Consider the following 17,179-nt stretch of genomic DNA (forward strand, 5'->3'; position numbering starts at 1 on the left):
GAGCGCAACTACTGGACCACCAGGGTCTCGATGAAGAGTTCCCGGACCTTCCTGTCAGTCCGCATCGCGACGCGCTCGGCGAGATCCTCGCGCAGGTGCTGGAGGCCGCTCGGCCCCTCGATCTGCGGGACGGACACCGTGCGCAGGTATGCGACGAGATCCTGCCGGATCTCGGCCACGGCGACATCTGGGTTCGGGAGCGCGTCCTTGCGCAGGACTACGGAGGATTCGAGCCGGATCCAGACGTTGCCGGGACCCGCGAGGTTGGTCACGATGGTCCCGAGCTTCGTCAGGCGCGCGTCCACGCCGTAGGCGGCGGGCCGGGCAACCGGCTCCTCCTCCAGCCTCCTCCTCTCGCCGACGGCCTTCTCGACTTTGGCGACAAGGTAGGTTCCGAACAGGCCGCCAACGCCGGCGGCGGGGAGCGAGAGGAGGGCGAGGAGGGCGAGCCAGCCCCCCTTGGCGCGCAGGCCCCTTTCCGGAGGCGCTATGGCGAGTGAGTTGTCTGCCATCTCAGAACGGAGCCACCAGATCGTAGACCTGCTGGACCGCCGCGGGCTGCTGCACCTCCATGAGGCGCCCCCGGCCCCCGTAGGAGACGCGGGCCTCAGCGATCTTGTCGTAGTCGATGGTGTTCCGGCGGGAGATGTCGCGGGGCCGGACGATCCCAGCGACGTTGAGCACTCGTACCTCGTAGTTCACCCGCACCTCCTGCGAACCGCTGATCAGCAGGTTCCCGTTCGGCAGCACGTTCGTGACGACGGCCGCCACAGAGAGGCGCAGCTGTTCCTTGCGGTCGATGGATCCCTGTCCCTTCGTGGACGAGCCGCTGGTCAGATCGTAGCTGTTGCGGACCTGCGGGTTGACCCCGAAGATGTCGAACTCGGCGTCCAGGCCGAGCTTCACGCCGGCCTCGCGGGAGCGATCGGTGGCGTTGTCGAACTGCGCCTTGTCGTTCATCTCGATGTTCACGGTCAGGAGGTCGCCGATTGTCTTGGCGCGGGGGTCCTGGAACAGGTTGGCGCCGTTCTGGCTCCAGGTCGAATGGTAGCCGGGCGCCTGGACCGGCAGGAACAGGGGCGGGATCGCCGCCGCCGTGGGGTCGATGCCGACGCCGACGGGCGTGAGCGACGGCGGCCGACCAATCTCCTCGATGTTGGTGGCGCAGGCCCCGAGGGAGAGCAGCGCCGTGATGGCTACCAGGAGTCTCATCCGGTCCTCTCGCGGCTCTTCGGAGCGGGGGGCACGTCGCCCGCGGCCGCCGGGGAGGCGGCCCTGGGCGTGTCGGTCATCACGGCAGTGAGCTGCGCGGCCCGTGCGGGCTCCATCTCGTTGAGGATCGCGCTCGCGACCCGGGCGTCGAGGCGCGCCAGGATGGCGGCGGCTGGCTCGAGCCCCATGCTCGCGAGCTGCTGCGAGGCCGCCTCGGGCCTCATGCGGGCGTAGATGGCGACGACGCTCGCCCCCGCCTTGTCGAGGAATGCCTGCCGTCGACGCAGCCAGTCCTCGTACTCGGCTCGCTTGGCCTCCAGGCGGGCGATCTGGGCCTCGATGTCCTTCTCGAGGGCGGAGAGCGTCTCCTTCTGCCAGCGGAAGCGCGCGTCGGCGGCGGCCGAGGCGATGTTGGTGCAATAGCCGGAGGGGCGGACTTCCTCCGCAGGACCGGCGGTCTCCTGCGCGAGGGCGGCCGCGACGGGCAGGAGGAGCGCGGCGAGGAGACCAATGCTGAGGCGGCCCCCCGGGCGGCGCCGGGGGCGGGGAGCGGGGCTCATTGAGTCACCAGATCGGCTTGGAGGGCGCCGGACGTCTTCACGGCCTGGAGGATCGCGATCATGTCCGTGGGCTTCATGCCGACCTGGTTGAGGCCGCGCACCAGGGTCTGAAGGTCCGGCCCCGAGATGACGGCGAGGCGGGCCAGGTGCTCCTGCGCGTCGATCGCGGTCCGCGGCACCACCGTGGTCCGCCCGTCGGAGAAGGGGGCGGGCTGGGACACGACTGGGGTCTCGGTGACCCGGACGGTGAGATCGCCGTGCGTCACGGCGACGGTGGAGATCTGTACGTTGCGCCCGATCACGACGGTGCCCGTGCGCTGATCGACCACGACCCGCGCCGGCATGTCCGGCTGCACGAGTAGCTCGCCGATCTCCGCCATGAACCGCGTCGGCTCGACGCGGGCCGGCCGCTGCAGGACGACCGAGCGGTAGTCCCGGGCATTGGCGGACCGCCTGCCGTAACGGCGCACCGCGTAGCTGTTGATGGCGTCCGTGATCAGGATCGCCGTGCGGTAGTCCGGGTTCTTCAGTTCCAGGACCATGGTAGGGATGTCGCTGAAGTCCCCGGACACCTCGCGCTCGACGAGCGCGCCGCTGGGGATCCGCCCGGCCGTCGCGACGCCGGAGGTCAGCGACTCGGCCTGCCCCGTCGCATTGAAGCCGGACACAGCGATGCCGCCCTGGGCGACCGCGTAGACCTGTCCGTCGCCTCCGCGCAGTGGGGTCAGGAGCAGCGTGCCCCCCCGCAGCGAGATGGCGTCGCCGAGCGAGTTCACGGTGACGTCGATCCGCGAGCCGGGCCCGACGTAGGCGGGAAGGCTCGCCGTGACCATCACCGCCGCGACGTTGCGCGTGCGCAGTCGCTGGTCGCGCACGTTCACACCGAGCCGGTCGAGCATCGATTGCAGCGACTGCTCCGTGAACTGGGTGTTGCGTAGGGTGTCGCCGGTGTTCTGGAGACCGGTGATGAGGCCGTAGCCGACGATCTGGTTGTCGCGCACACCCTGGAGGGCGGCGATGTCCTTGATCCGGGTGCGCGCCTCGGTCGGGGTATTGCCCAGGCCGAGGCAGGCGGCGAGCAGGAGCACGAGCCCGCGGCGCATCATGGCATCCCCACCCGCACCCGGCCGTCCGCCTGGACGATCCCCTGGATGATGCGGCCCGTCGCGGCGTTGCGCACGCGGACCGTGTCGTTGACCCCGCCGTTGGCTAGAGCGAGCCCCGTGGTCACGATGGTCAGCCCGTCCTCCTCGAAGAGGATCTGCGTCGGCACGCCCCGCGTCACGAGGCGCGCCTCGTCGAGGGCGGTGGCGGGGATCGTCTCCCCGGGCAGGAGGGTCCGGCGCGCCACCCGGCCGACGGCCTCGACCGCCGTCGCGACGACGGGGGTGCGCGGATGGTACGTGTCGGGGTAGTGCTGCTCGCGCACCATCCCGGCCTTGACGAAGTCGCCCGCGTAGATCGTGCTCGTCGGGACGGGAAGCGTGAGGCCCTCGGCCCGGACGCCCGCGGGGACGGCGGCGAGGCCGAGGACGGCGAGCAATCCCCATGTCGCGGGGCGCGGCCTCGGGGCGAAGGGAGCGTGATGCGGCATGGCCTTCAGCGGATGCCCTTCGAGACCGTGCCGGCCATCTCGTCGGCAGCCTGGATCACCTTCGAGTTCATCTCGAAGGCGCGCTGCGCCGAGATCAGGTTAGTGATCTCCTTCACGGGGTCGACGTTCGAGTTCTCGACGTAGCCCTGGTGGATCTTGCCCACGCCGGGGTCGCCGGCCGGCCCGACGACGGGGGTACCGGAGGCGGCCGTCTCGCGGTACAGGCCGTTGCCGAGAGGCTCGAGGCCGGCATCGTTGGCGAAGTTCGCGAGCGTCAGCTGGCCGACCGTCTGCGGCAGGGCCTGGCCCTCGACCTTCGCGATGACCTGCCCGGACTGATTGATCGTGATGTCGACGGCATTCTGCGGGAGAATGATCGCGGGCTCGACACCGTAACCTTCCGCCGTGACGAGCCGGCCATCGGCGTTCTTGTTGAACGTGCCGGCGCGGGTGTAGTTGGTCTCGCCGTTCGGCATCGTGACCTGGAACCAGCCGCGCCCGTTGATCGCGAGGTCCAGGGGATTCGTCGTGTTGGCCAGCGGCCCCTGCCGGTGGAGGTTGCGGATGGCCGCGGTGCGTACGCCAAGGCCGAGCATCGCGCCCTCGGGGATCGCCGACTCGCCGGCCTGCACCGGGACGCCGGCCTGACGCTCCGCTTGGTAGAGGAGGTCCGTGAATTCGGCGCGGGCGCCCTTGAACGCCGTCGTGTTCACGTTCGCGATGTTGTTGGCGATGACTTCGACGTTCAGCTGCTGGGCGTTCATGCCCGTTGCCGCGATGGCGAGCGCTCTCATGATGGCATCCTTCGGACGGAGGTGTTCCTAGGGGGCGCGGGCGGGCCGGATCGCCTCTGCGTCCCGCGCTGTGGCGTAGCCGGCTCCGCCGGCCCGGGCTCAGACCGCCATGCGGACGATCTCTTGATAGGCGGCAACAACCTTGTCCCGGACGGCGATGGCCGTCTGAAGGGTCTGCTCCGCCGACATGACGGCCTCGACCACGGCCTGCGTGGACGCCTTGCCCTGGAGCCCCGCGATCGCGTTGGCCTCGCCCGCCTGGATGGCCTCCTTCGCGTTCGTCGCGACCTGGACCATGAGGTCGCCGAAGCTGGCCGGGGCGGACGCAGGCGCCGCGAGGCCGAGCTGGGGGACGCCGAAGACGGCGCTGCGGTTGGAGACGCCGGATACGGTGGCGAGCGACTGGATCATCATGCCCTCAGCATGTCGATGAGGCCGGCCACCATCGATCGCGTCTGCTTGATCATCTGGAGGTTGGCTTCGTAGGAGCGGTTGGCCTCACGCATGTCGGCCATCTCGATCAGCATGTTCACGTTCGGGAGCTTAACCCGCCCGCTGGTGTCGGCCGCTGGGTGGCCGGGATCGTACTCCGTCGGGAAGGGCGCCCGATCGACGCCGATCTCCTTGACCGACACCGACGCGGCCCCGGTGGCCCGGTCGTAGGCGGTGCGGAACGTGATCGTCTTGCGGGCGAAGGGGTCGGACCCGGCCGTGGAGCCGGTGGACTGCGCGTTGGCGATGTTCTCGGCCACGACGCGCATCCGGAGCGACTGCGCGTCGAGGCCGGAGGCCGCGACGCGCGACGAGGCGATAAGCGGGTCCATCATGAGCCGGACCTCACGCTCGCGAGTAGCATCCGATGGAAGGCCTTGACGACGCCGACGTTCAGGCTCTGGTCGCGGGCGATCTCCCCAGCCTTCATCATTTGCTCCTCGATGCCAACGGAGTTGCCGGAATGGACCGTCTCGCCGGCGGCCGAGGCCTTCCCCTTGAGGGCGCGCTCGGCGCTGAAGCCGCCCTCAAGGTGGGCGGCGTTCGTCGCCGCGACCTGGAGGCCCGTCTTGTTCAGGACCTCGCGGAACGGCGTCACGTCCTGCGCGCGGTAGCCGGGCGTGTTGGCGTTCGCGATGTTCCCGGAGATGACGCTCTGGCGCGTCGCGAGATGTTGAAGTTGCCGCGAGGCCAAGTTGAACAGGAAGATGGGGATCACGAGCGCCTCCTGCGCGCGACGACGTAGTTGCTGTGCCAAGACTGTGGGCAGCCTTCGCTGGACTGATCAGGTGAAGGCCTTCCGGTTCGAAGGCGAGGCTAGCGTCTGCGCTAACACCTACGATCGCAACCTTGCGCGAGGCTGGCAGCGCGGAGATCGCGTAGGGAACCAAACGGGGTCGAGGGTGTTTGCGCGCGTCCGGGCAGGTCCGACCGGGGGGCCCAGCTCGCGGATCGCGCGGTGACCGCACGCGCCTGCGGCGCGGCTGCGCCGATCACGATCGTTTCGTGAAGACGTAGACGAGCAGGTTGGCGACCGCGCGGTAGAATTCCGGCGGGATCGCCTGGTCGATCGAGACGCTCTGATACATCGCGCGGGCGAGTGGCTTGTCCTCGATCACGGCGATCCCGTGCTTCTCGGCGATCTCGCGGATCCGCAGGGCGATGAGGTCTTGTCCCTTGGCGAGCACCACCGGCGCGTCGCCCTCGCTCCGATCGTAGCGCAGGGCGATGGCGTAGTGGGTGGGGTTGGCCAGCACCATCGTGGCGCGCGGGACCGCCGACAGCATCTGCCGGCGCGCGCGATCCTGCGCAAGCGAGCGCAGCCGCCCCTTGACCAGCGGGTCGCCCTCGACCTGCTTGAACTCGTCCTTGATCTCCTGAGGCGACATCTGGAGATCCCGCCGCCACCGGATGTGGCTCCAGAGCAGGTCGCCGGCCACCAGCATGATGGTGGCCACGCTCACCGCGGCGACGAGCCGGATCGACAGCGTCAGCAGGAGTTCCGGCAACCGGAGCGGATCAACGAACATCGTGGCCACGATCCTCTGGTGGTCCGCGCGCAGGACGAGCGCCGCCATCGCGCCGATCGTCGCGAACTTGAAGACGGCCTTCGCAAACTCGACGACGCTCTGGACGCCGAAGAGCCGCTTCCATCCGGCCGCCGGCGAGATGCGGGACCATTTCGGCTGGATGCGGCTGCCCACGAAGCGCGGGGTATTCTGGAAGACCGAGGCGGCGAGCCCCCCCGCCAGCAGGACCAAGAGCGCCGGGAGCAGTGCCCGCCCCGTCTCCATGACCACCGCGTGCAGGAGGCAGGACGCATCCTCGGCGTTGGCGAGGGAGAAGCTGCGGGGCCGCTCGACCAGGAGCACGAGGTGCCCGACGAGGCCCCGCGCCTGATCACGCGCGTAGAAGACGAGGATCACGAGCAGTCCAAGGACCGAGGCGAAGACCGGGGCTTCTCGCGAGAACGGGACGTTTCCCTCCTCGACGGCGTCGCGGATCTTCTTCTCGCTCGCGGCCTCTGTCTTGCTCTCCTTGTCGTCCGACATGGGACAGCCTCAACTGATGTATGTGCTGTCCCCCTCGTTGGGATTGAGTTCGATGTCGCCCCGCGCCGCCATCTCGAGGGCTTGGTCGGTGATCGCGCGGCGGGCTTCGAGCACGTCCTTCTGCGCGGCGGGCTCGCCCCCGTCGAGCTCGTGCTCGACGATGCGCCGGACGCGGGATGCGAGCGCCCCGAGCACGACGTTGCGCAGCGCCTTGTCGGTTCCCTTGAGCGCCAGGATCAGGCGCTCGTTCGGGACCTGGTCGAACAGGGTCGTGCGGGCGCGCGGCGTCAGGTGGACAATGTCGTCGAAGGTGAAGAGCAACCCCTTGAGGATTTCGGCCGATTTCGGGCGTGCCTTGGAGAGGTCGTCGAGCACCTCCTCCATGCGGTTGCGCTCCATCTTGTTGATGATGTCGGCCATCCGCGCGTGCGTGTCGGCGCCCGCGTTGCGCGACACGTTGATCATGAAGTCCTCGTGGATCGTCTTCTCGATCATCCGCATCGTGTCGTCGACGATCGGCTTGAAGGTCAGCATCCGCCGCATGATCGAGTTACTGAAATTCGAGGGCAGCTGCGCCATCACCTTCGCGGCACAGGACGGCCTGACCTTGGAGAGGATGAGGGCCGCGGTCTGCGGATGCTCCCGCATCAGATAGCTCGCCAGGGCGATCTCCGAGCCGTTGGAGAGTCGGTCCCAAATCGACTGGTTGGTGTGGCTGAGGACATCGGTCATGATGTCGGCGATCTGGTCGGTCGGGAGGATGCCCTCCAGCAGTTTCTGGACCTCGTGGGCGGTGCCGACGAGGCTGGCGCCGTCCGAGAGGGCGTCGGCGAACCGCTCGACGAGCGCGTCGAGCTGCGGGCGCGTCACCGGGCCGAGTTGCGCCGCTGCCCGGGTGATCAGCCGGATCTCCCCAGCGTCGAAGTACTTGAGCAGGCGGCTCGCCGAGGGCTTGCTCATTGAGATCAGGATGGCCGCGACCTCCTCGACGGGCTTCATGGGCTTCGGAGGCGTATTGACCACGGCGTTGACGGCCATCTCGACGCTCCCGGTCAGGCGTTGGATTCGGAGGCGAGGGGGCCCACGATCTCCGTCAGCGAGACGCCGAAGCGGGAGTTGTCGTCCTCCACCACCACGACCTCGCCCCGGGCGATGACGCGGCCGTTAACCACGACGTCGACGGGTTCCCCGACCCGATGGTCGAGAGGCACGATAGCGCCGCGGCCGAGCTTCATCAGCGTGGCCACCGGCATCGTGGCCGAGCCGAGGACCACCTGAATCATCACGGGGACCCGCAGGATCGAGTCGAGGTTGCGGCCGCCGCCCATCGTCTCATCGCGCGCGCGCTCCTGGCGGGTGCCGGGATCGATCCTGGCGAAGAGGGCGTCGTTGTGCCCGGCGGCCGGCTCGGTGGCTGTCGTGTGGTCCATCGTCGGTGTCTCCTCGGTGGGAATGGATGTCCGGGGCGCGGGGCGCTCAGCCGACCCGGCGCGCCGCCGCGGCGGACTGGGGAGGCGTCGCGTCGGAGAGGGCGAGGCGCTCAGCCTTCAGGCTCGCGAGGGCCGCCTCGGCCAGGTCGATCTCCCGGGCGAGCTGCGCGAGGATGGTCCGCCCCTCCGTCGCGAAGCCCTGCACGGCGTCGCCCGCGTGCGCCAACCGGCGCGAACTCGTCTCGATCATGTCCCGGTACTGCGCCTGGCACCCATCGAACCGCTTGAGGCGCCGGTACATCGGGACGACGCACGCCGTGGTCATCACCAGGGCGGCAAGCAGGACGGCCTCAATGAGCGAGGACATCATCGATGAACTCCTGTTCCTGATCGACGGGGCTGTCGACGCGCAGCACGACGGAGCCCTCCGCCTGGCCGATGTCGCACCAGAACAGCCCCTGGTTATTGCCCTCGAGCTTGACGCGGCTGCGCGGCGTCGCCTGGAGTTCGATGACGTCGCCGACCTCGAGGTCGGCGATCTCGCCGAGGCTCAGGGGCCTCTCCTCCAAGATCGCCCGAAGGGTCACCGAGGTCTTCTGCACCTCGCCGATCATCTGCTTCGTCCAGCGGGAGTCCCGCGTGGACGCCTCGCCGACGCGGACGCGGGCCAGGCTCTGGCGCATGGGGTTGAGGACGGTCTGGGGGATGACGATGAACATCTCGCCGCCCCGGTTGAGCGCCTGAAGCAGGAACTTGGCGACGACCGCCTGGTTGTTGCGCCGGCCAATGACCGCGAAGTCCATGCGCCCCTCGAGGCGCTCGAGTTCGAACGGCGTGTTGGAGACCAGGGCGAACGAGGCCTGCATCGCCTTGCCGATCTGGTCGAACACCAGCTGGACCGCGCGCATCTCGATGTTGGAGAAGTTGCGCTCCTCGTCGGAGGGGGGCTCCGAGCCGTCCGAGCCCAGCATGACCTCCATCATCGTGAACACGAAGTCCCGGTCGAAGCCGACGAGGACGTGGCTGTCCCACTCGGGGGCGTGGAAGATGCCGGCGATCGCGTTCGACTCGTAGGGGTCGAGGACGTCGCCGAAGCGCTGGCTCGCGACGTCGCTGAGCGAGAAGTAGATCGGCGAGGCGGCGAAGTGTCGGAGCTGGTCGGCGCTGAACGTCGCGACGCGATCGAAGATGACGTGCAGCATCGGCAGCCGGTCGAGGGCGATGCCCGCCGCGTCGAGGAGCCGGTCACGGATGTCGGTCCCGGGCGAAGTCGTGTCCATGGTCATGCCGCCTCCCGCTCGCGCGGTGAATTGTCGTTGCGCGATCCGCCGCTGATGGTGGCGCTCTCGAGTTCGTCGATGGTCGGGCGGCTGGCCGACGAGATCGCCTTGCGGCCGTACTCGATGGCGATCTGCGGCAGGGCGCCGTTCATGAAGGCGAGCAGGGTCTGCTTCACGACGATGTAGGTGCGCGTATGCGCCTCCCGGGCGAGCTTCACCTTCTGCGCCACCGGGCCGACGACCCCGTAGGACATGAAGATGCCCGAGGCGGTGCCGATGAGCGCCGCACCGATCAGGCCGCCCAGGAGGGCGGGGGACTGGTCGAGGGCGCCCATCGCCTTCACGATGCCGAGCACCGCCGCGACGATACCGAGCGCGGGCAGACCGTCGGCGACCGCCACGAGCGCCGTGTAGACCTTCAGCCGGTCCCGGCGATAGGTCCCGATCTCCTCGTCCATCAGCGCCTCGATCTCGTGGGAGCGCGCGTTGCCGATAAGGATGAGGCGCGCGTAGTCGCAGATGAATGTCCGCAGCTCGCCGTCCCGCAGCACGGTCGGGTAGGCCTTGAAGATCTCGGATTGCTCGGGGCTTTCGAGGTGGACCTCGACCTCGTTGCGCGGCTTGGTGCGCAGCTCCCTCATGAGCGCGTACAGGAGCCCGAGCAGTGCGAGATTGTCGGCCTGCCGGGGGGCCTTGCCGGTGACGGCCTGGAGGATGGCGGAGCCGCTGTCGACGACGATCTTCATGGGGTTGGCGATCAGGAACGCGCCGAACGCGGCGCCGCCGATGATCAGGAACTCGAAGGGCTGCCAGATCGTGCCGATGTGGCCGCCCATGCCGTAGAAGCTGCCGAAGACGCAGCCCGCCGCGATGATGATGCCGATGATCACGCCCACGGATCGTACCTCTCCTCGCGACGGTCGCCGCCGCACGGAAGGGTCTACCCGTCAGGGCTTGCGCCGAGCTGGGCCGCGACGGCCCGCCCCCCCCGCCGTGTGGACAAGGCTCGGACAAGCCAGCGGGCCTACGAGGGCTCGGGCTACTGGGGTGCGTTCGGATGTCGTCGACCTTCACCGAGTACCGGCTCATCGCCGGCAACATGACGAAGGCACTCGAGCGCAAGGCTTCGGAGGGCTCGGTCAGGCTGGAGATCGAGTACTTCAAGAGCCATATTGAGACTGTGGGCTCGATCGACGAATTCCTCGCCGACAACCGCCTCTACGGCTTCGCGATGAGGGCTTACGGCCTCGATGATATGATCTACGCCAAGGGCTTCATGAAGAAGGCGTTGGCCGGGGGCATCGAGGACGCGAACAGCTTCGCCAATCGCCTGTCTGATTCGCGCTACAAGGAATTCGTCGCGGCGTTCAACTTCGCCAAGTACGGGGACAAGACCACGACGTGGTCGAACGCTGGGAAGGCGACGATCTCGGCCTACACGCAGACGATGGGCTCCGGGGCGGATGCGAACGACGAGGGCGCGCAACTGCGTCTCTACTTTGAGAAGCAGTCGTCCAAGATCGCGTCCGTCACCGACATCCTCGCCGACCAAGCGCTGATGGCGGTCGTGCGCACGGCGCTCGGGTTGCCCGCCTCAATGGCGTCGGCTAGCGTCGCGGCGCAAGCCGCCCTCATCGAGGGCAAGCTCGATGTCGCGAGCCTTCAGAACTCGTCGGCGCGTGGCGCGCTCCTCGACAAGTTCACCGCTGCCTTCAAGACGGAGAAGGCCGCGACCAAGACCGGCACGTGGTCCGAGACCGAGACCGGCACGCTTTCGGGCTACGTCCGCCAGACCCTCGAAGCCGATGCCGGCTCGGAGGACGAGGGCGTGCGGCTGGCGCTCTACTTCAAGCGCAAGGCCCCGGAGATCAAGAGCACGCTCTCCATCCTCGGGGACAAGGCGCTCGCCGAAGTCGTGCGCACCGCCCTCGGCCTGCCGGCCGAGATGGCGCAGGGCGACATCGACGCCCAGGTCGCGGCCATCGACCGCAAGCTCGACGTCGCGAGCCTCCAGGATCCGGCCGCGGTCGACAAGTTCATCCGCCGGTTCACGGCGCTCTGGGACGTGCAGAACGACACCGTCCAGTCGTCGACGCTGACGCTCTTCGGCGCGTCGAGGCAAGATCTCGACACCGACCTCCTGCTCAAGTTGCAGAACATCCGCCTTGGAGCCCGCTGAGATGCAGTCCGCGCTCTACGTCACGCTGTCCGCCCAGGTCGCCCTGGAGCGGCGCATGAACACCGTGGCGAGCAACGTCGCGAACCTTGCGACGAGCGGCTACCGGGCGGAGGAGGTGAAGTTCGAGTCGATCCTGTCCCGAGCGGGCGGTCGCGAGGTGGCCTTCTCGACGCCGGGCTCGTCCTTCGTCTCGCGCAAGATGGGCCCAATCATCAAGACCGATGCCCCCCTCGACATCGCCATCCAGGGCGACGGCTGGCTCTCGGTGCGCGGGAACTCGGGGCCCGTCTACACCCGCGACGGGCGGATGCAGCTCTCCGCCAACGGCGATCTCCGGGATCTCGAAGGGCGCGCGGTGCTCGACCCGGGCGGGTCGCCCCTCGCCGTCGATCCGAACGGCGGGGCGATCGTCATTGGGAGCGACGGGATTATCACGCAGGGCGGCAACCAGATGGGCGCCCTCGGTGTGTTCCGGCTCGATCCCCGGGCGACGCTCACCCGGGTCGGGGGCGCCGCGGTCTCGTCCAGCGTGCCGGGACGGGCGGTCCTGGACTTCAACCAGATCGGCGAGACGTCCCTCCGCGTCCAGCAGGGGTTTCAGGAAGGGGCTAACGTCAACTCGGTCATGGAGATGTCGCGCCTCATCATGATCACGCGGACCTTCGAGGGGGCCGCCGCGGCGGTCGCCGACACTGAGTCCTCGCTCCAGAGCGCGATCCGCAGCCTCGGTCCGGCGTCGTGAGCGCCCCCCGCGGTCGGAGGCCGGAATGCTCGAGCGGATGTGGGGCGCGGTCGTGAACGCCCTTGAGAAGCTAGCGCGCGGCCTCGACGAGCGACGGGCCGATCCGCTGGTCCGGCTCGGTGGGCTGGTCCGGGAGGTCGGCGCCGCGCACTGCCGGATCGGCATCCGCTCGCCCGTGCTGAAGCTTGGCGACCGCATGCAGGTGCGGTCCGGAGATACAGTCCAGCAGGGCGAGGTCATCCGCATCGACGACGCCGGGGTGACGCTGAAGCCCTTCGACGCGCGGATCGAGGCCGGGCTGGGCGCTCTCGCCTATCGCGTGAATTCCGGCGACCCGTGCCCCGCCGAGACCTGGAAGGGACGCGTGATCGACGCCCTCGGGCGGCCGGTGGACGGGCTCGGCGACCTCGCCGCGGGCGCGCATCCGATGCCGCTCGACGCCAGCCCCCCGCCCGCGATGCGGCGGGCGCGCGTGCACGCCCCCCTCCGGACGGGGGTGCGGGCGATCGACCTCTTCACCCCCCTGTGCGCGGCCCAGCGCATCGGCATCTTCGCCGGGTCCGGCGTGGGGAAGTCGACCCTGCTCGCGATGCTCGCCTGCTGCGAGGGCTTCGACACCGTCGTGGTCGCCCTCGTCGGCGAGCGCGGGCGCGAGGTGCGCGAGTTCCTCGAAGGCCCCGTTGCGGCGAGCCGGTCCCGGGCGGTCGTCGTCGTCGCGACCGGCGACGAGAGCCCGATGATGCGCCGGCAGGCCCCGCGGATGGCGGTGTCGATCGCCGAGTACTTCCGGGACCGCGGCCAGTCGGTCCTGCTGATCGTGGATTCCGTCACGCGCTACGCGCACGCGGCCCGCGATGTCGCCCTGGCGGCCGGCGAACCGCCGGTGGCCCGGGGCTACCCGCCGAGCGTGTTCGGCGACCTGCCGCGGCTCCTCGAGCGGGCGGGCCCCGGCCTGGAGGGCGGGGGGACGATCACGGGGTTCTTCTCGGTGCTGGTGGACGGGGACGATCACAATGATCCCGTGGCCGACAGCATCCGCGGGACCCTCGACGGCCACATCGTGCTCGACCGCTCGATCGCGGACCAGGGCCGCTACCCCGCGATCAGCCTGCTCGGATCGATCTCCCGCCTCGCCGACCACGTCTGGACCTCGGAGCAGAAGGATCTCGTGCGCGCGCTCAGGAACCTGATCACGCGCTACGAGGACACGCGCGACCTGCGGCTGATGGGCGGATACCAGGCCGGCTCCGATCCCGAACTCGATCAGGCGACGATCGTGGTCCCCCGGGTCTACGCCGCCCTGCGCCAGGACCCGTCGCAGCCCGCGAGCGCCGACGCCTTCGCCGACCTCGCGGCGGCGCTCCGCGCCTGAGGGGCCAATCGCTGCCGAGAGGACCGGAGGCATCTCGGTCGACGCGCCGTCACCCCACACCCTCAGCAGGGGAGGGGGCCCGCTCTCGCGCCGTCGACCGGATGCGTTATGTACGATTTTTTGGTCGATCGCCTCGGGTGTCGCCTCCACTGTCCTTGCGAGCGCAGCGCAGCAATCTACCGTGTCTGTGGTCAAGCGGTCTGGAATGATTTTTGGACTGGATCATCGCGTTGAGGGCTGTGACCCTCTTTGTGAGGACGGCGATGAGGGCGAGCTTATGGGGTTTGCCGTAGCTGCGCAGGCGATCGTAGACGGCTCTGAAGGTGGGGTTGTGGCGGCTTGCGGTGAGGGCTGCCATGAACAGGACGTCGCGTAGCGGCTTGCGTCCGCCGGCGATGGCGGCGATGCGCAGGGACGATCCGCTGTGGCGGGTGATGAGGCCACGCCCACGAAGGCGGCGACGGTGCGCCGGTGGAGAGTGCCGATCTCGGGCAGCTAGGCGAGGATGGCTTGGCAGGCGCGCGGCCCGACGCCCTTGCAGGTGCGCAGCAGGGCAGCCTTGCGGGCCAGATCCGCGTCGGCGGCGATGGCTGCGCCCAGGGCCTGGGTCATCGCCGCGATCTGCGCCTCGACGAGGGCGAGGCAGGCCGCGATCGAGGCGTGCACGGGCGGGCTCTCGGCCTGCTTGGCCCGGCAGCGCTCGGCGTGGCGCTGGTCCTTGAGCTGGGCGAGGCGGGCCATCAGCTCGGCCAGCGCGCGCTGGGCCGGGCTGGGCGGTGGCACGGCGGCCTCTGCGGCGGTGAAGGTGGTGAACGCGGCCAGGACGGCGCGGCCTCGGGCGTTGCACCGGGATGAAGGGAGGCTACCATGGCGCGACCTTTCGCGAGAATGGCGAGGTCCTTTGGCACCGGATCGTAGGCTCGGGTCAATCCCGCTCTACCGTTCGTGCGCTCAAGATCGCGGAGGGACGGTCGGCGGATCAAGATTGCTTGCGACCTCGCGGTCCTCCTCAAGGAAGGCGACCTCCTCGGCCTGCACGAAGTCGCCCCGTCTCGCCATAGCCCATCCTGTGATCCTAGGGCAGGATCTAGAACGGGCGCGGAACATAGCGAGACGGGTGGCCGAGATAGCAGCCGTGACGGGCGGTGCTCAGCGTGCCGCAAACGGGACATCGTCCTGCGCAGCGGCCGCCGCGAACGTGCATGACAACGCTCGCCTCATGCCCGTTATCGGTGGAGAGTACCCGGCAGCCGGGAACCTCGTGCAGCTGCGCCATCGCCAAGCTCCGTCCTTCTCACACGAACGGAGAACGCACGAAGAAGCCACATGAAATGACGAAGAGCCATTAAACCGGAGCAAGTCTAGGTAGGGGACTCATTCAGGTCCATGCGATGACACAGGAAGCGAGCGCGACGGCAGCCAGATAGTTGCAGGCCAAGCGATCGTAGCGGGTCGCGACGCGCCGCCAGTTTTTGAGGTGACCGAACAGGCGCTCGATCCGATTGCGCCGCCGGTAGGCGATCCGGCTGTGCTTATAGGGTACCGTCCGGGTGGCCGTGGACGGGATGGTGGCGATCACCCGGTGGCTTTTCAGCCAATCCCTCAGGCTCTGCGCGTCGTAGGCCTTGTCGGCGATCAGACGCTTGGGCGGCACCACAGCGCACAGCAGGGGCAACGCCATCGTGATGTCGGCCACGTTGCCGGGCGTCAGGGCGAACGCGACCGGTCGGCCACGATCATCGGCCAAGCAATGGATTTTACTCGTGAACCCGCCCCGCGAGTGGCCGACCGCCTGGGTCCAGGCCCCCCTTTTCCGCCCGATGCCGAGCGGTGAGCCTTCACGTGGGACGCGTCGAGCATCAACTCATCTGGCACGGGGCCTGCGGCCGCGATCTTGGCGAATAGCCGCTGCCAGATCCCGTGCTGAGACCACCTGTTGTAGCGGTTGTAGACCGTCGTGTGCGGACCGTAAGCAGAGGGCGTGTCCTGCCAGCGGCAGCCGACCTTCAGCACATGCAGAATGCCGCTGATCACCCGCCTGTCGTCGACCCGGGGCTTGCCCGGTTGACCGTGCGGTAGGTGCGGCTCGATCCGCCCCCAGGTTTCATCGGAGAGCCAGAACAACCGTGCCATCGCGATCCTCCTGCGCTGGAAACCCAACCTCAGGAAGAAAACGCGAGTAACAGCGATTGGTTGTATGAGTTCCCAACCTAGTGGTTTGAGTTAGAAGTCTGTGCGCAGAAGCGAGCGACACTGGTCAAGATCGCGTCGGCTGACTTGGTCCAGACGAATGGCTTGGGATGAGCGTTGGTCTCAGTGATGTAGTCACGGATCGCGGCCTCCAGGTCCTCTGTGCTGGTGAACACACCGCGCTCCAGCCGACGCCGGCTCAGAACGGAGAACCAGCACTCCACGAGGTTGGGCCACGACGCGCTCGTCGGGGTGAAGTGGGGGTGGAACCGCGGGTGCTGGACCAACCAGTCATGCACCAGGGTCGTCTTGTGCGTCTTCAGGTTGTCGAGCACGAGATGCACCTCCAGATCGCGTGCGACGCTGCTCTCGACCTGCTCCAGAAACGCGCGGAACTCGACGCTGCGATGACGCGGCTTGCAGCTCCCGATCACCGTTCCGGCTTTCACGTCGAGGGCGGCAAACAGGTCGAGCGTGCCATGCCGGCGATAGTCGTGCGTCACGCACTCGGCCCGGCCCGGCCGGAGAGGAAAGGCTGCAGCTGTACCCTGCACCGCTTGGATCTGCGGCTTCTCGTCGACGCACAGCACCAGCGCGCGATCGGGTGGAGCGAGGTAGAGGCCGACGACGTCGCGCACCTTCTCGACGAACGCGGGATCCGCGGAGAGCTTGAAGGTGTCGGCCTGGTGCGGCCGCAGACCGAAGGCGCGCCAGATGCGTGACACCGCACTCTGGCTCCTGCCCGTACGGCGCGCCATCGTGCGGGTGCTCCAGTGCGTGGCGTTGGCCGGTGCCTCTTCCAGAGTGAGGGCGACCAGGCGCTCGACGGCCTCATCGTCGATGCTGCGGGGCGCTCCGGAGCGTGGTGCATCGACCAGCCCCTCCAGCCGATGCGCGGCGAAGCGGGCCCGCCACAGCGCCACCGTCTGGCGGCTGACACCCAGCACCGTAGCCACCCCCAGGTTGGTCGCGCCCGGTTCGGCACAGGCCAGGATGATGCGCAGACGCTGAACCAGCGCCTGCCCGGTCCCGTGTCGCCGCAGCAGGCGCTGGATCTCACCCTGCTCTTGCTCGCTGAGATCGAGAGAGACGGCCTTCGGGCCACGCGACATGGCGCACCTCCATCAGGAAGCACCTAACGATCCGCCCACCCGACTAAACTGTCAAACCTCTTTTAACTCAAACACTTAGGAGCCTGTCCGAGTAATTCCCTCGACGGCGGATCGGGAGGATGATTCACTCGGCTCATGGCCAAGGTGTTTCGCGCGTGGGACGTCGATCAG

At 68.5% G+C, this 17,179-nt stretch carries 23 protein-coding genes; 3 read left to right on the forward strand and 20 right to left on the reverse strand.

Annotated elements, in window-relative coordinates:
* Nucleotides 1–8 precede the first annotated feature (8 nt).
* The 15 genes from ABIC30_RS30015 to motA form a co-directional block, all read right to left on the reverse strand.
* Nucleotides 9–512 carry a flagellar basal body-associated FliL family protein gene (locus ABIC30_RS30015; RefSeq protein WP_354456641.1) on the reverse strand — a complete coding sequence of 168 codons (504 nt, stop codon included), beginning with the start codon at nt 510–512 and terminating at the stop codon, nt 9–11.
* A 1-nt stretch (nt 513) separates the two neighbouring features.
* Nucleotides 514–1,212, reverse strand: coding sequence for a flagellar basal body L-ring protein FlgH (gene flgH, locus ABIC30_RS30020; RefSeq protein WP_354456642.1), 699 nt, complete (start codon nt 1,210–1,212; stop codon nt 514–516).
* The gene (locus ABIC30_RS30025) at nt 1,209–1,772 is read right to left on the reverse strand and encodes a MotE family protein (RefSeq protein ID WP_354456643.1); all 564 of its coding nucleotides are present in this window, start codon (nt 1,770–1,772) and stop codon (nt 1,209–1,211) included. Before ABIC30_RS30025 ends, flgH begins: the two co-directional genes overlap by 4 nt.
* Nucleotides 1,769–2,878 carry a flagellar basal body P-ring protein FlgI gene (gene flgI / locus ABIC30_RS30030; protein WP_354456644.1) on the reverse strand — a complete coding sequence of 370 codons (1,110 nt, stop codon included), beginning with the start codon at nt 2,876–2,878 and terminating at the stop codon, nt 1,769–1,771. The genes ABIC30_RS30025 and flgI overlap by 4 nt, the downstream gene beginning before the upstream one ends.
* On the reverse strand, nt 2,875–3,315 hold the full coding sequence (gene flgA, locus ABIC30_RS30035) for a flagellar basal body P-ring formation chaperone FlgA (protein ID WP_354456645.1): 441 nt from the start codon (nt 3,313–3,315) through the stop codon (nt 2,875–2,877). Before flgA ends, flgI begins: the two co-directional genes overlap by 4 nt.
* Before the next feature lie 56 nt (nt 3,316–3,371).
* Nucleotides 3,372–4,160 carry a flagellar basal-body rod protein FlgG gene (gene flgG / locus ABIC30_RS30040; protein ID WP_354456646.1) on the reverse strand — a complete coding sequence of 263 codons (789 nt, stop codon included), beginning with the start codon at nt 4,158–4,160 and terminating at the stop codon, nt 3,372–3,374.
* 99 nt (nt 4,161–4,259) lie between these two features.
* Nucleotides 4,260–4,571, reverse strand: a complete 312-nt coding sequence (gene fliE / locus ABIC30_RS30045) for a flagellar hook-basal body complex protein FliE (protein WP_354456661.1) — start codon at nt 4,569–4,571, stop codon at nt 4,260–4,262.
* The gene (gene flgC / locus ABIC30_RS30050; RefSeq protein ID WP_354456662.1) at nt 4,571–4,984 is read right to left on the reverse strand and encodes a flagellar basal body rod protein FlgC; all 414 of its coding nucleotides are present in this window, start codon (nt 4,982–4,984) and stop codon (nt 4,571–4,573) included. Before flgC ends, fliE begins: the two co-directional genes overlap by 1 nt.
* The gene (flgB, locus tag ABIC30_RS30055; RefSeq protein WP_354456647.1) at nt 4,984–5,370 is read right to left on the reverse strand and encodes a flagellar basal body rod protein FlgB; all 387 of its coding nucleotides are present in this window, start codon (nt 5,368–5,370) and stop codon (nt 4,984–4,986) included. Before flgB ends, flgC begins: the two co-directional genes overlap by 1 nt.
* Before the next feature lie 274 nt (nt 5,371–5,644).
* Entirely contained in the window at nt 5,645–6,703 is a 1,059-nt protein-coding gene (gene flhB, locus ABIC30_RS30060; protein ID WP_354456648.1) for a flagellar biosynthesis protein FlhB, read from the reverse strand.
* A 9-nt stretch (nt 6,704–6,712) separates the two neighbouring features.
* Nucleotides 6,713–7,741 carry a flagellar motor switch protein FliG gene (locus ABIC30_RS30065; protein ID WP_354456649.1) on the reverse strand — a complete coding sequence of 343 codons (1,029 nt, stop codon included), beginning with the start codon at nt 7,739–7,741 and terminating at the stop codon, nt 6,713–6,715.
* A gap of 14 nt (nt 7,742–7,755) precedes the next feature.
* Entirely contained in the window at nt 7,756–8,031 is a 276-nt protein-coding gene (gene fliN, locus ABIC30_RS30070; protein WP_354456663.1) for a flagellar motor switch protein FliN, read from the reverse strand.
* 148 nt (nt 8,032–8,179) lie between these two features.
* Nucleotides 8,180–8,503, reverse strand: a complete 324-nt coding sequence (locus ABIC30_RS30075) for a hypothetical protein (RefSeq protein WP_354456650.1) — start codon at nt 8,501–8,503, stop codon at nt 8,180–8,182.
* Entirely contained in the window at nt 8,484–9,419 is a 936-nt protein-coding gene (locus ABIC30_RS30080) for a flagellar motor switch protein FliM (RefSeq protein ID WP_354456651.1), read from the reverse strand. Before ABIC30_RS30080 ends, ABIC30_RS30075 begins: the two co-directional genes overlap by 20 nt.
* On the reverse strand, nt 9,416–10,309 hold the full coding sequence (gene motA / locus ABIC30_RS30085) for a flagellar motor stator protein MotA (RefSeq protein WP_354456652.1): 894 nt from the start codon (nt 10,307–10,309) through the stop codon (nt 9,416–9,418). The genes ABIC30_RS30080 and motA overlap by 4 nt, the downstream gene beginning before the upstream one ends.
* A 161-nt stretch (nt 10,310–10,470) precedes the next feature.
* Between motA and ABIC30_RS30090 the strand changes: the two genes are divergently transcribed.
* Genes ABIC30_RS30090 through fliI form a run of 3 tightly spaced genes read left to right on the forward strand, consistent with a single transcriptional unit; the run spans nt 10,471 to nt 13,706 of the window.
* Nucleotides 10,471–11,592: a DUF1217 domain-containing protein gene (locus ABIC30_RS30090; RefSeq protein ID WP_354456653.1), complete on the forward strand. Its 1,122-nt coding sequence runs from the start codon at nt 10,471–10,473 to the stop codon at nt 11,590–11,592.
* A gap of 1 nt (nt 11,593) precedes the next feature.
* On the forward strand, nt 11,594–12,334 hold the full coding sequence (flgF, locus tag ABIC30_RS30095; RefSeq protein WP_354456654.1) for a flagellar basal-body rod protein FlgF: 741 nt from the start codon (nt 11,594–11,596) through the stop codon (nt 12,332–12,334).
* Nucleotides 12,335–12,359: 25 nt separating this feature from the next.
* Nucleotides 12,360–13,706 carry a flagellar protein export ATPase FliI gene (gene fliI, locus ABIC30_RS30100; protein WP_354456655.1) on the forward strand — a complete coding sequence of 449 codons (1,347 nt, stop codon included), beginning with the start codon at nt 12,360–12,362 and terminating at the stop codon, nt 13,704–13,706.
* A 106-nt stretch (nt 13,707–13,812) separates the two neighbouring features.
* On the opposite strand, the gene ABIC30_RS30105 is transcribed toward fliI, so the two are convergent.
* The 5 genes from ABIC30_RS30105 to ABIC30_RS30125 all read right to left on the reverse strand — a co-directional run bounded on the left by ABIC30_RS30105 (nt 13,813) and on the right by ABIC30_RS30125 (nt 17,008).
* On the reverse strand, nt 13,813–14,247 hold the full coding sequence (locus ABIC30_RS30105; protein WP_354456664.1) for a transposase: 435 nt from the start codon (nt 14,245–14,247) through the stop codon (nt 13,813–13,815).
* Nucleotides 14,202–14,489, reverse strand: coding sequence for a hypothetical protein (locus ABIC30_RS30110; protein WP_354456656.1), 288 nt, complete (start codon nt 14,487–14,489; stop codon nt 14,202–14,204). The genes ABIC30_RS30105 and ABIC30_RS30110 overlap by 46 nt, the downstream gene beginning before the upstream one ends.
* A gap of 595 nt (nt 14,490–15,084) precedes the next feature.
* Complete coding sequence (locus ABIC30_RS30115; protein WP_354456665.1) at nt 15,085–15,528, reverse strand: IS5 family transposase; 444 nt, start codon at nt 15,526–15,528, stop codon at nt 15,085–15,087.
* On the reverse strand, nt 15,414–15,839 hold the full coding sequence (locus tag ABIC30_RS30120) for an IS5 family transposase (RefSeq protein WP_354456657.1): 426 nt from the start codon (nt 15,837–15,839) through the stop codon (nt 15,414–15,416). Before ABIC30_RS30120 ends, ABIC30_RS30115 begins: the two co-directional genes overlap by 115 nt.
* Before the next feature lie 77 nt (nt 15,840–15,916).
* Nucleotides 15,917–17,008 (reverse strand): IS630 family transposase, encoded by a 1,092-nt coding sequence (locus tag ABIC30_RS30125; RefSeq protein ID WP_354456658.1) that lies wholly within the window; start codon nt 17,006–17,008, stop codon nt 15,917–15,919.
* Nucleotides 17,009–17,179: the final 171 nt, after the last annotated feature.

It is taken from the genome of Methylobacterium sp. 1030 (genome assembly GCF_040544715.1).
Classification (GTDB): Bacteria; Pseudomonadota; Alphaproteobacteria; order Rhizobiales; family Beijerinckiaceae; genus Methylobacterium.

What these genes read in the sequence shown, in the direction of transcription:
- ABIC30_RS30080 (WP_354456651.1), bottom strand. Translation starts at nt 9,419, where the DNA reads ATGACCATGGACACGACTTCGCCCGGGACCGACATCCGTGACCGGCTC.
- fliI (WP_354456655.1), top strand. Translation starts at nt 12,360, where the DNA reads ATGCTCGAGCGGATGTGGGGCGCGGTCGTGAACGCCCTTGAGAAGCTA.
- ABIC30_RS30090 (WP_354456653.1), top strand. Translation starts at nt 10,471, where the DNA reads ATGTCGTCGACCTTCACCGAGTACCGGCTCATCGCCGGCAACATGACG.
- ABIC30_RS30065 (WP_354456649.1), bottom strand. Translation starts at nt 7,741, where the DNA reads ATGGCCGTCAACGCCGTGGTCAATACGCCTCCGAAGCCCATGAAGCCC.
- ABIC30_RS30015 (WP_354456641.1), bottom strand. Translation starts at nt 512, where the DNA reads ATGGCAGACAACTCACTCGCCATAGCGCCTCCGGAAAGGGGCCTGCGC.
- ABIC30_RS30125 (WP_354456658.1), bottom strand. Translation starts at nt 17,008, where the DNA reads ATGTCGCGTGGCCCGAAGGCCGTCTCTCTCGATCTCAGCGAGCAAGAG.
- ABIC30_RS30120 (WP_354456657.1), bottom strand. Translation starts at nt 15,839, where the DNA reads ATGGCACGGTTGTTCTGGCTCTCCGATGAAACCTGGGGGCGGATCGAG.
- flgC (WP_354456662.1), bottom strand. Translation starts at nt 4,984, where the DNA reads ATGGACCCGCTTATCGCCTCGTCGCGCGTCGCGGCCTCCGGCCTCGAC.
- fliE (WP_354456661.1), bottom strand. Translation starts at nt 4,571, where the DNA reads ATGATCCAGTCGCTCGCCACCGTATCCGGCGTCTCCAACCGCAGCGCC.
- ABIC30_RS30025 (WP_354456643.1), bottom strand. Translation starts at nt 1,772, where the DNA reads ATGAGCCCCGCTCCCCGCCCCCGGCGCCGCCCGGGGGGCCGCCTCAGC.
- flgI (WP_354456644.1), bottom strand. Translation starts at nt 2,878, where the DNA reads ATGATGCGCCGCGGGCTCGTGCTCCTGCTCGCCGCCTGCCTCGGCCTG.
- flgH (WP_354456642.1), bottom strand. Translation starts at nt 1,212, where the DNA reads ATGAGACTCCTGGTAGCCATCACGGCGCTGCTCTCCCTCGGGGCCTGC.
- flhB (WP_354456648.1), bottom strand. Translation starts at nt 6,703, where the DNA reads ATGTCGGACGACAAGGAGAGCAAGACAGAGGCCGCGAGCGAGAAGAAG.
- ABIC30_RS30075 (WP_354456650.1), bottom strand. Translation starts at nt 8,503, where the DNA reads ATGATGTCCTCGCTCATTGAGGCCGTCCTGCTTGCCGCCCTGGTGATG.
- flgF (WP_354456654.1), top strand. Translation starts at nt 11,594, where the DNA reads ATGCAGTCCGCGCTCTACGTCACGCTGTCCGCCCAGGTCGCCCTGGAG.
- flgG (WP_354456646.1), bottom strand. Translation starts at nt 4,160, where the DNA reads ATGAGAGCGCTCGCCATCGCGGCAACGGGCATGAACGCCCAGCAGCTG.
- fliN (WP_354456663.1), bottom strand. Translation starts at nt 8,031, where the DNA reads ATGGGCGGCGGCCGCAACCTCGACTCGATCCTGCGGGTCCCCGTGATG.